Source organism: Ureibacillus sp. FSL K6-0786, from assembly GCF_037965165.1.
In the GTDB taxonomy this organism is placed as follows: Bacteria; Bacillota; Bacilli; order Bacillales_A; family Planococcaceae; genus Ureibacillus; species Ureibacillus thermosphaericus.
Map to the genome: position 1 here is coordinate 1,283,347 of NZ_CP150191.1, position 11,628 is coordinate 1,294,974.

Annotated in this window: 9 protein-coding genes and 1 riboswitch; of the genes, 3 read left to right on the top strand and 6 right to left on the bottom strand. The window is 36.1% G+C overall.

Translation table 11 applies throughout. The features are described from left to right. Window positions 1-20 precede the first annotated feature (20 nt). From NSQ18_RS06250 to NSQ18_RS06265, 4 genes are all read right to left on the bottom strand, one after another. Window positions 21-1,319 (bottom strand): nucleobase:cation symporter-2 family protein, encoded by a 1,299-nt coding sequence (locus NSQ18_RS06250; protein WP_016837603.1) that lies wholly within the window; start codon window positions 1,317-1,319, stop codon window positions 21-23. A 37-nt stretch (window positions 1,320-1,356) separates the two neighbouring features. After that, window positions 1,357-1,929 carry a xanthine phosphoribosyltransferase gene (locus NSQ18_RS06255; protein WP_016837602.1) on the bottom strand — a complete coding sequence of 191 codons (573 nt, stop codon included), beginning with the start codon at window positions 1,927-1,929 and terminating at the stop codon, window positions 1,357-1,359. A 121-nt stretch (window positions 1,930-2,050) separates the two neighbouring features. Continuing rightward, window positions 2,051-2,152, bottom strand: a riboswitch (purine riboswitch). A 145-nt stretch (window positions 2,153-2,297) separates the two neighbouring features. Next, a complete protein-coding gene (locus NSQ18_RS06260; RefSeq protein WP_016837601.1) occupies window positions 2,298-2,990 on the bottom strand; it encodes a hypothetical protein in 693 nt (230 codons plus the stop codon). A 124-nt stretch (window positions 2,991-3,114) separates the two neighbouring features. Continuing rightward, a complete protein-coding gene (locus NSQ18_RS06265; protein ID WP_016837600.1) occupies window positions 3,115-4,560 on the bottom strand; it encodes an amino acid permease in 1,446 nt (481 codons plus the stop codon). Window positions 4,561-4,758: 198 nt separating this feature from the next. Between NSQ18_RS06265 and NSQ18_RS06270 the strand changes: the two genes are divergently transcribed. Together NSQ18_RS06270 and NSQ18_RS06275 are read left to right on the top strand one after the other, a co-directional pair. After that, a complete protein-coding gene (locus tag NSQ18_RS06270) occupies window positions 4,759-5,958 on the top strand; it encodes an MFS transporter (protein ID WP_339289459.1) in 1,200 nt (399 codons plus the stop codon). A gap of 71 nt (window positions 5,959-6,029) precedes the next feature. Next, the gene (locus NSQ18_RS06275) at window positions 6,030-6,584 is read left to right on the top strand and encodes a restriction endonuclease (protein ID WP_339289461.1); all 555 of its coding nucleotides are present in this window, start codon (window positions 6,030-6,032) and stop codon (window positions 6,582-6,584) included. 39 nt (window positions 6,585-6,623) lie between these two features. Here NSQ18_RS06275 and NSQ18_RS06280 read toward each other — a convergent pair whose 3' ends face one another. Then, on the bottom strand, window positions 6,624-8,468 hold the full coding sequence (locus NSQ18_RS06280) for an SLC13 family permease (RefSeq protein WP_339289462.1): 1,845 nt from the start codon (window positions 8,466-8,468) through the stop codon (window positions 6,624-6,626). 362 nt (window positions 8,469-8,830) lie between these two features. Between NSQ18_RS06280 and NSQ18_RS06285 the strand changes: the two genes are divergently transcribed. Next, complete coding sequence (locus NSQ18_RS06285; protein ID WP_339289463.1) at window positions 8,831-10,333, top strand: catalase; 1,503 nt, start codon at window positions 8,831-8,833, stop codon at window positions 10,331-10,333. Window positions 10,334-10,523: 190 nt separating this feature from the next. Here NSQ18_RS06285 and NSQ18_RS06290 read toward each other — a convergent pair whose 3' ends face one another. Beyond that, entirely contained in the window at window positions 10,524-11,453 is a 930-nt protein-coding gene (locus tag NSQ18_RS06290) for an AEC family transporter (protein ID WP_016837595.1), read from the bottom strand. Window positions 11,454-11,628 lie beyond the last annotated feature (175 nt).

An 11,628-nucleotide genomic window follows, 5' to 3' on the forward strand; every position in this document is an offset into this window, starting at 1 on the left:
CGTCGGTTATTTCTTTTATATTACTCTTCTGCTGTTGTTGCATACATGGAATCTACTTTTTTTGGACCAATCATATTAAATATGATGTTTAACATAATCGCTGATAATGAACCGCAAACAATTCCATTAGACGTTAAAATGGATAGACTACCTGGCAATACTTCAAAAATATTTGGTACAAATGCAACACCTGCACCAAGGGCTACAGAAATTGCGACAATCATCGTGTTTTCTGGTGATTTCAAAATTTCAGGTGCAAGCATTGTAATACCTTGCGTCAATACCATTCCAAACATTGCAAGCATAGCTCCACCTAGTACAGCTGTTGGAATAATTGTTGTTAGTGCTGCGATTTTTGGTAAAAAGCCTAAAGCAACGAGCATTACCCCAGTAATAATGATGACTTTTCGATCTTTTACCCCTGTCATTTTAATTAATCCAACATTTTGTGAAAACGTTGTATATGGAAATGCATTAAAGATTCCACCAATGATTGAAGCCAATCCTTCTGATCGATAGCCGCGTGCCAAATCACTTGCTGAAATTGACTTTTTCTCAATATCACCTAATGCAAAATAGACACCACTCGATTCTACTAACGAAACCATCGCAACAAGCGTCATTGTAAGGATTGAAGCCAAGTCGAAGGTTGGCGTTCCAAAATAAAATGGTTGTACCATATGGAACCATCCTGCTTCTAATACAGGCGAAAAATCAACTTTCCCCATAAAAATACCTATAATTGTTCCGAACACTAAGCCTAATAATATGGAGATGGAACGAATAAAGCCTGTTGTAAATCTATAAATCAATAAGATCATTATGAGAGTAACTAACGCTAATGTGAGGTTGGAAGCCGAAGCAAAATCTGGTGCTCCCTGTCCTCCGCCCATGTTATTCATGGCAACTGGAACTAATGAAATTGCGATAATTGTAACAACAGAACCTGTCACAACAGGAGGGAAAAATTTTACTAACTTTCCGAATACTCCTGATATGAGAATAATAATAAATCCAGAAGCAATAATAGCTCCATAAATCGCACCGATACCTTTACTCTGGCCAATTGAAATAATCGGAAATACCGCAGTAAATGTACATCCTAATACGACAGGCAAACCAATTCCGAAAGCTTTCCCCCTCATTACCTGTAACAAGGTAGCGACGCCACACATCATAATATCAATTGCCACTAAATACGTTAGCTGCTGCTCATCAAACCCTAATGAACTCCCAATAATTAACGGTACTAAAATAGCTCCAGCATACATCGCTAATAAATGCTGTATACCTAGGGTAATTGCTTTTCCATTCGTCATGAAATCATGTTCCTCCTCGAAATAATTAAACAATCAATTATTCAGCAAACTCGATTGTGTTATTTTTTAAAGATTTGATAATGGCTAAAGACTCTACACGAATACCTTGTTCTCGCAACACTTTCCCACCATTTTGGAATCCTTTTTCAATCACAATGCCAACTCCAACGATCTTACACCCTGCTTGTTTAGCTATATCCAATAATCCTTTTACCGCCTCACCATTTGCTAAAAAATCATCGATGATTAACACATTATCGTCTGGGGATAAAAAGTCTTTTGAAACGGATATTTCGTTTGTTTCTTGTTTTGTAAATGAGTAAACTTGCGAAGTATATAAATTTCCAGATAAAGTTAATGATTTTTTCTTGCGTGCAAATACTACCTCTGCACCAATAGTCAAACCTAACATCGTCGCAGGTGCGATACCGGAAGATTCAATTGTTAAAATTTTTGTAATCACTTCATCCTTAAATCGATTCGCAAATTCTTCGCCAATTTCTCTCATTAAAAGCGGATCAATTTGATGATTCAAAAAAGAATCCACTTTTAGCACAGTGTCCGAAAGCACTTTCCCTTCTTGAGCTATTTTTTCTTTTAACAGATCCATTAAAAATTCGCCCTTTCATCATTCCTTTAATAAAAAAACTCGAAAGACCTTTCCTATGAGGAATAAGCCTTTCGAGTATATCGAAAGCACATAGACTTGTGCATATGTACTAACATCCGACAAATCTAGACAATCCCCTCATAGTCGACTTATTTACGGTAAGTCGGTAGAAACTTGCGAGCCATATTCCCGCGATTATATGAGTGTGGTATTTATTTTTGAATGTTTATTATTATAAACACGTCATATGTCGAATGCAAGATATTTCTTTAAAAAAACACATGTATTATTCGGAAATCGGTGAAATTTCAACTAATGAGCAGATGAATTGTTCGCATTTTCTGTTTTTTCTAAACTATCACAAAAAACTATTTCAATAGGCGGCCAATTACTTCTTTTACAGTTCCAAACGCTGCTCCTTCTTTGCCAAAGTAAGACATATTACGGCATGCAATAACTTTGACATTCTCACCGTTTTCGAGGGGATATTCTGCAATAACTCCTAATTTTTCAAGTTCTTGTACAGTACCTGTCTCAAACGTTTCTACTTTATGAATCAAACGTTCTTGATAAATTTCTCGAAATTCATCAAACGCTTTAGAACCTTGAATGATGATAATTTCTGGTGAAAATTCATTCAGCACTTTTTCAAACAACTGTTTTCCCGAGAGATATAGTAAATGATTTTCTTTTTTCATTTGCTTAAACTGTTTATAATCCTTTGCAAGAAGACAATTTACATTCGTCAAAACAACGTTTTCATTAAATTCTTTTTTCATCCATTGTGCAAAATTCAAGCTACCTTTATATTCCCGAGAAGCTGCAATGATTTCAAGTCCGTTTAATTGTTCAAACAATTCTCCATCAACGAGTGAATCAGCATACATTTTTATATCATTTAAATCAAAATAAGCTAGTGATTCCGGATATAAACCGACTAAAAATACTCTCGATTTATAAGGGTTCCCATCCACTTGAAATGGCCGATATTGAATATCGTCAGAATGCCCATCCACAATCCATTCGTATATTTTTCTGAAAAAACCCACGGAGACCGTCATTTTACTCATCCTTTACCAGTCTTTTGATCTTTTTCACTTGATTAGACAGAAAAACCCTTAAAACTTTCCATTTTTCCCATTATAACAACAGATTTAGCCTCTTATATATCCTTTTGTTGTTGGCTTACTTTTTCTCTACATCTAAATTACATTCCTCAAGCGGAATCAATTTTGTTTTGTGTTTAATCTTATACCCTAACCAAAAGATGATAAACAAAGGAATTCCGATGTACGAAACCGCAATTCCATACCAATCGATTGTTCCGATAAAAGCCGTATAATTTTGCCCAATAATGACGATTAAACATAAAGTTAATGCAAACAGTGACCCAAATGGATATAAAGGTGATTTGTAAGGTAAATCATTTAAGTCTCTTCCTTGTTTAATATATGCTTTTCGGAATCGATAATGGCTAATGGCAATACCAACCCAAGCAATAAAACCTGATAACCCAGATGCATTTAATAGCCACATATAAACTATTCCATCCCCAAAGAAGGAAGATAGAAAGGCTAAACAACCTACTGCAAGAGTTGCAAGTAAGGCATAAATTGGTACACCTCGACGATTTAGTTTGGCAAAAATCTTCGGAGCTTTTCCGTCTACAGCCAATTGCCATAACATACGTGAAGAAGCATATAAACCTGAATTCCCAGCTGAAAGCATAGCAGTTAAAATGATGGCATTCATCACAGAAGCAGCAAAGGCAATCCCTAATTTATCGAATACTAAAGTAAATGGTGATACCGCTACATCTTCTGATAATAGTCGTGGGTCTGTATAAGGAATTAATAATCCAATTGCAAGAATGGCTAATATATAGAATAGTAATATACGCCAAAATACCGAACGTACAGCTTTCGGTATATTTTTCCCAGGATCTTCAGTCTCTCCAGCTGTAATTCCTAACAATTCTGTTCCTTGGAAAGAAAATCCCGCAGCTAAAAAGATTCCGAATATCGCTAGAAAACCACCATTAAACGGAGCCTCATCTATAAAGAAATTTGTTAAACCGACTGGCTCTCCACCAATAATGCCAAAAATCATTAAGAAGGAAGTAATAATAAAGATGATCACTGTGGCTACTTTAATCATGGCAAACCAATATTCACTTTCGCCATACATATTGACTGATAATATGTTAAAAGTTAATACGACTACAATGAAAAGGATTGTCCACAAAGCTGATGAACTATTAGGGAACCAGAATTTCATAATTAAATTTACAGCTGAAATTTCTGCAGCAATTGTAATTGCCCAGTTGTACCAGTAGTTCCACCCCATTGCAAATCCAAAGGCAGGATCCACAAATTTTGTTGCATATGTACTAAATGAACCTGAAGAAGGCATGTAGGCAGCCATTTCCCCTAAACTTGTCATTAAAAAATAAACCATGAACCCGATTAAGGCATACGCTACTAAAGCTCCCCCTGGCCCTGCTTGGGCAACGGATGCTCCACTGGCTAGAAACAACCCTGTTCCAATGGTTCCTCCTAAACTAATCATTGTAATATGCCTACTTTTCAATCCTCGTCTCAGTTGTCTATCATTTTCAATCTCTTTTCCCATGATATATCTCCTTTTAACTCCATTTCCTCTATTCTTACATTATTTCCTTTTGAAAAAAATTTTTTAGTTATTATTGAAAAAGCATTCTCCTACCAAAATTTACAATTGAAAGGTATTATTATTCTTGTATCCGTTCAAGAAGGCACTTTATTAATATAACACTATTTTGGTTATTTTGAATTATTGGAGGTCTTTTTTATGAAGATAGAACAAGAAAGTTCTGTTAATAAACTCCATTTTACTTTTGCAACCTTTATTTTTTTCATAGCCATCATCTTTTTTGCTACGACCGTAAGAACTCCGATAACGGGAGTTGGGTCTATCATCTCCTATATTCGAGAGGATTTACGCATTTCCAATACTTTAGCAGGATTTTTAACGACGATTCCGCTTCTTGCTTTTGCTATTGTTTCTCCCTTCGCACCAAAGATTTCACGTAAATTAAGCATGGAATATACCTTGTTCTACTCATTGATTCTTTTAACAATCGGAATTATTTTGAGATCAGCCGGAAATATCCCCTTACTTATTATCGGTACGATATTAATAGGTGTTGCTATTTCTTTTGGAAATGTATTGTTCCCGAGTTTTTTTAAAGCAAAATATCCATATCATGTCGGATTGTTAATGGGAATATATACTGTATCAATGAACATCTCCGCCGCAGCATCTCTCGCTTTTAGCCAACCTATTGCGGAACATGCTGGGTGGCAAGGTGCTCTTGGATGTACTGTTATTTTCGGTTTGCTTACAATGATTGCTTGGATTCCCATTCTGCGCAGTGAGCACGTTGAACAAGGCAAAACAGAAAAAGAGGCCAAATTGGGGAACAGAATTTGGAAATCCCCTCTCGCATGGGCAATTGCAATTGCGATGGGAATGCAGTCTTTATTGTTTTACTGCTCCACTGCTTGGATACCAGAAATCTTAGTATCACAAGGTTTCAGTTTAGAAAAAGCTGGTTTAATGGCATCTGTTTTTCAGCTCTCACAAATGCCCATGACATTTTTTGTTCCAATACTAGCTGAAAAATTATCATCTCAGCAACCAATTGTCTATTTCTTTACTCTATGCTATCTCATCGGTTTTAGTGGTCTATTATTCCAATGGACAGATGCCATATTCATCTGGATGATGCTTTTAGGACTTGCGGCAGGTGCTTCCTTTGGGCTTGTTTTAATGCTTTTTACGTTGCGTACCAGAAACGCTTATGAAGCATCTGAAATTTCTGGATTTGCTCAGTCTTTTGGTTATTTAATTGCTGCAGTTGGCCCCGTTTTGTTCGGATTCATTCAAGAAATAACAGGTAGCTGGACAGTGCCGAATATTCTGTTTATTGCAACTTCTATAATTTTATTTATATTTTCCTTCATCAGTTCAAAAAAACGTTATATTTAACAAACACAAACATACGTACCCTTTTTTATGATACTATATAGGTTGAGAATTGCAGTAAGGGGTTAAGACTGTTGGCAAAGAGAACTAAAAAGAAAAATCGATTTACTCGTGCATTGTTTAGGCTTCTGCTTATAATCGTAGGTTGCATAGGGTGGTACTTTACAAGAACTTGGAAAGGTACACTGATTTCATTAGGAATTTTTTTATTCACTGCTTTCCTTATAAAATTATGGTGGAAAACAAGAGGCTTTTTTCGCCTTCGAAAAGCCGGTATTAAGCAAATAGATGAAATGACAGGCGAAGAATTTGAAGAGTTTTTAGGCATGCTTTTTAAAAAACGTGGCTTTAAGGTAACGTATACAAAGACCTCTGGTGATTATGGCGCTGACCTCATTTTACAGGACCGAGAAAATACGATTGCCGTTCAGGCGAAAAGATATGCCGGAAGTGTAGGTGTAAAAGCAGTCCAAGAAGTAATCGGTGCTTTAAAAATGTACGATGCAACAGAAGCTTGGGTTATTACAAACAGCTATTTTACAAAACAAGCACAAAAATTAGCAGAATCAAACGATGTATATTTAATCGATCGCGATGAATTGATTGAAATCATTTTAGATTCAAAATAAAGGGAGTGCATCATCTTCTTGATGATGGCACTCCTTTTCTTATAACGGAAATATAAAAGGAATAACGTACATCATCACAATAAACATAATTAATTGTAACGGTATTCCGATTTTTAAAAAATCCGTAAATGTATAGCCTCCCACAGTTAACACTAATGAATTCGTTGGTGAAGCAATTGGTGTCGCAAAAGCCATTCCACTTGCAGCGGCAACTGCAATCATAAATGTATATGGGTTTGCATCCATCGTCAAAGCGGCATTCATTGCAATTGGAGCAAACAAAACAGCAGTAGCAGTATTACTAATAAATTGTCCGAATACAATGGTCAGTAGATAAACCCCTACTAATACACCAAAAGAGCCAAAACCACCTAATACATGTATAATGCCATCTGCTAACAGCGTCATTCCACCGGTTTTTTCTAACGCTGTCGCCATCGGTAACATTGCCGCTACTAATACGATACTCTCAAAATTCATTTGATCATAAGCATCATCTACATTCCGTAAACAACCAGTAATAATCATTAACACTGCTCCAATTAATACACAAATTACCGCATCGAACACTTCAAAAACCATTAATGCAACCATAAAGAGTAAAATGGCAGCTGCTATTTTGGCTTTTCCTGTTGCTGCAATGTGTCCAGCCATTTCTTTTGGTTGTCCAACTACTACTACATCTTGCGTTTCCTTGGATAAAAATTCAATCGCATCCCAAGTTCCTTGAACTAAAATTGCATCACCAAAACGAAGCCTTTGAGAAGCAATGTTCTCTGTGAAATATTCTCCTTTTCGATTAATTCCAATTATATTTACATCGTATTTTTCCCTAAATCCAATTTCACCAACTTTTTTTCCAATCAGTCTTGAATGAGGAGTTAATAATACTTCCGCTACACCAATATCTTTTGAAACTAATTCATTCGATTCCTCTCGATCAAATTCACGAACTACCAAACCACAATCTTTTACAAAGTGATATACATCTTCTTGCTCCCCTTGAACATATAATACATCTCGAGCATGGATAATAGATCTAGGCCCTGCTACCATTTGATGAGGATAGGAAAATACTTTTGGTCCTTCTGTATGTTTCAGTATTTTCATCACATATACATTGAATGTCGAAGGCAATTTCAATTCAGCAAGGCTCTTCCCTACAATTTTTGAATTCATTGGAACGTAAACTTTAAATAATTTATCGTTTAGATGATACTCTTCTACAATCTTCTCCGGAGACAACTGATAAGCGTTATTTGAACTAATTCCTTTGTTTTTATTTGGTAGCAGCTTATTTCGCACGAATACTAAATAAAGGATCACCACTACCGCTGCAATCATCCCAATTGGTGTAATGGCGAAAAAACCCAACTTGCCAAATCCATAATCCACAAGAGTCTGGCTAACAATCAAGTTTGGAGGTGATGCAATGAGCGTCATTAGGCCGGACATGCTGGCCATATAAGATAGTGGCAATAAATACTTAGATGGACTTACTTGAATACTTAATGCAATACTTACTACAATCGGCATCATTAATGCCACCGTACCTGTATTACTCATAAAAGCACCGACAACCGCAACAATGAGAAGAAGTAATACAAACAATTTTAATTCACTATTTCCAGACCACTTCAATAACAATCTTCCTGCCATACCACTTAATCCAGTTCGCATTAATCCTGTTCCGATTATAAATAACCCCGCAATCATGATGACAACTGAATTAGAAAACCCTTCCAACGCCTCTTGTGGTGTAAGGATTCCCAAAGTGACAAACGCAAGTAGCGCCATGATAGCAATTAAATCTCCCCGAAAACGATTTAATATAAACAGGAATATTGTTACTACTAAAAGGGTAAAGGTAATTATCAATTGCATAAGAATACTCCTTAATCACATACCGTACATTTTTATATTGAATCAACCACACAATAGTTCATTGTACTGCAATAAATATCTTTTTTCACTGGAATACAATAATTTTTCATTTAGATTTATTCATTATCAATTATTTTGTCATGTATAGAATCAATACAACCATTTTTAGCTTCATTTTTTCTCTTTCACTTTTTTACTATGTTTTATTACATTCAAGTAATTGAAGGAATTCAATTCAGATTAGAATATTTACCTCTTTATAAATTATTTCTAAAAATAATTATTCTAATTTAGTAGAAATTTTTATTTAGATTTGTTATAGTTAATACATAAGCGAAGAACAATTTAGGAGGTACAATGATATGACTAATATTAACGATAAACGCCAACTCTTTACAAAAGCAAATGGTGCACCCGTTGTGAACAACCACGATTCTATGACAGCAGGCAAACGTGGACCTGTCTTATTACAAGATGTTTGGTTAATTGAAAAACTTGCGAACTTCAACCGTGAAGTAATTCCAGAACGCCGTATGCACGCAAAAGGTTCAGGGGCACATGGTACATTTACAGTAACGCATGACATTACAAAATACACGAAAGCAAAAATTTTCTCTCAAGTTGGGAAAAAAACCCCATTATTCATTCGCTTCTCTACAGTTGCTGGTGAACGTGGTGCAGCTGATGCAGAGCGCGATATCCGCGGTTTCGCAATCAAATTCTATACTGAAGAAGGAAACTGGGACTTAGTTGGTAATAACACACCTGTATTCTTTTTCCGCGATCCATTGCACTTCATCGATTTAAACCACGTAGTAAAACGCGATCCTCGTACAAATATGCACAATGCTAATAGCAATTGGGATTTCTGGACACTGCTTCCTGAATCATTACACCAAGTGACAATTACAATGTCCGACCGCGGAATCCCTGCAAGCTACCGCAACATGCATGGATTCGGTTCTCATACTTACAGCTTTATTAATGAAGATAACGAACGAGTTTGGGTTAAATTCCATTTCATAACACAACAAGGGATTAAAAACTTAACAGATCAAGAAGCAGCTGAATTAATCGGTAAAGACCGTGAATCTCATCAACGCGACCTTTACAATGCAATTGAAAATGGTGACTATCCAAAATGGAAAATGTACATCCAAGTAATGACTGAAGAACAAGCAAAAGAAATGCCTTACAATCCATTCGACTTAACAAAAGTATGGTACAAAAAAGATTTCCCTCTCATTCCAGTTGGTGAAATCGAATTAAATCGAAATCCAGATAACTACTTTGCAGATGTAGAACAAGCTGCATTCTCACCATCAAACATCGTACCTGGTATCGGTTATTCACCAGACCGCATGTTACAAGCTCGTATTTTTGCATACGCGGATGCACAACGTTACCGTTTAGGAGTAAACCATTATTTACTTCCTATTAACGCTCCAAAATGTCCATTCCGCACATTCCACCGCGATGGTGCAATGCGCTTTGATGGCAACTTAGGAAGCACGCTGAGCTACGAACCAAACAGCTACGGCGAATGGCAACATCATCCTGAATTGAAAGAGCCACCTTTAGCTCTTGAGGGAGATGCAGATATTTATGATTTCCGCGAAGATGACAATAACTATTTCGAACAACCTGGAAAACTGTTCCGCATCATGACTGCAGAAGAACAACAACGACTCTTTGAAAATACGGCTCGCGCTATGGAAGGAGTAGAAGAACATATTAAACGCCGCCATATTTTACACTGCTACTTAGCAGACCCTGCTTATGGTGAAGGCGTTGCAAAAGCACTTGGTTTATCATTAGATGGAATGGATTTAACAAATCCATATAAAGATTCTGTCAAAAAATAATTAATTATACTGTTCAAATAACCTATTTCAAATCGCTTACAAATGAATCTATCAATCTACTAATCATTGATAAAAAATCCTACCTTACCATCATCGGCAAGGTAGGATTTATTTTTGTCATCACTATCCTGAAATCCTGAAATTGATTTAACACTTTGGGGTAGTTAAGACCTTTTATTAAGCTTTCTTTTTATCCAAAAAAAATGTTGGATAGATATATCACGATTGTTACCGTAAAGCAACTTACAATCGTAGAGAATAAAACCGTTTGTGCGGCAGTATTGGATTCCACATCATATTCTAAAGCTAGACTTGAGCTGTTGCGGGATGTAGGAAATGCGCTTGCAATAAATAGAGATTTTGCAACGACCCCATCGATTCCAAGTAGATAAATGATTAGTAGTGCAATTGCTGGGCCTAGTATTAGTCGCGTAAAGCAGCTTGTAATAATCGTTTTGTTAATAATTGTGCGTATTTCAATCTGGGATAATTGAGCCCCTAACGTAATTAAAGCAACTGCAATAAATCCTTCCGCAACATGATCCAATGGAATGCGAAAAGTTTGGGGAATTTCAAAATCTGCGATATTTAAAATAATCCCAATGATTAATGCATGAACAATCGGCATTTTCAAAAAGCCCTTTAAAATTTCCAACCCTGATTTTGTCGCAGAAATTAAATTGTACAAGCCGTAAGTATACGTGGTCATATTTTGGAAAATAACGAGAATTACTTGAATGGCAACCCCAATCGGTTGAGTAGCAAAAACCATTTGTGCAACAGGTATACCATAGTTCCCAGAGTTGATGAGCACAACACTATTTTTGAAGACAGCCGATTCTAAACGATTAAGACCTAATAGTTTGGCTATGTAATGGCTAATCAGCATTTGACTTCCAATAAACAAAACAATAAATATTGCTACTTGTGCAAGTACCGACATGTCAATTGTCGTTTCATATATATTGACAAAGACTGCTGCTGGCATAAAACAGTATGTAACGAGCTGAGACAATGCTTTTAAGTTAAATTGAAATTTCTTCTGTAACAATGCACCTACTACAAGCAATACAAGAATCGGTGCAACAATTTGGAAAAAAATCATTGATAAGTAGTACATTTTGCGACCTCGCTTAGTTTAGATAGGTAGCTTCATTCAATATTACATTATACTAAATGTATCATATTCTTCGAGTTGCTAGTCTTACTAAGAGATCGATTCTTCACCAATTGGTTTTCAGTGATGCCCGCAATCTGATGGATATTTCAATATGAATAGCAAACAAAACTAGCTA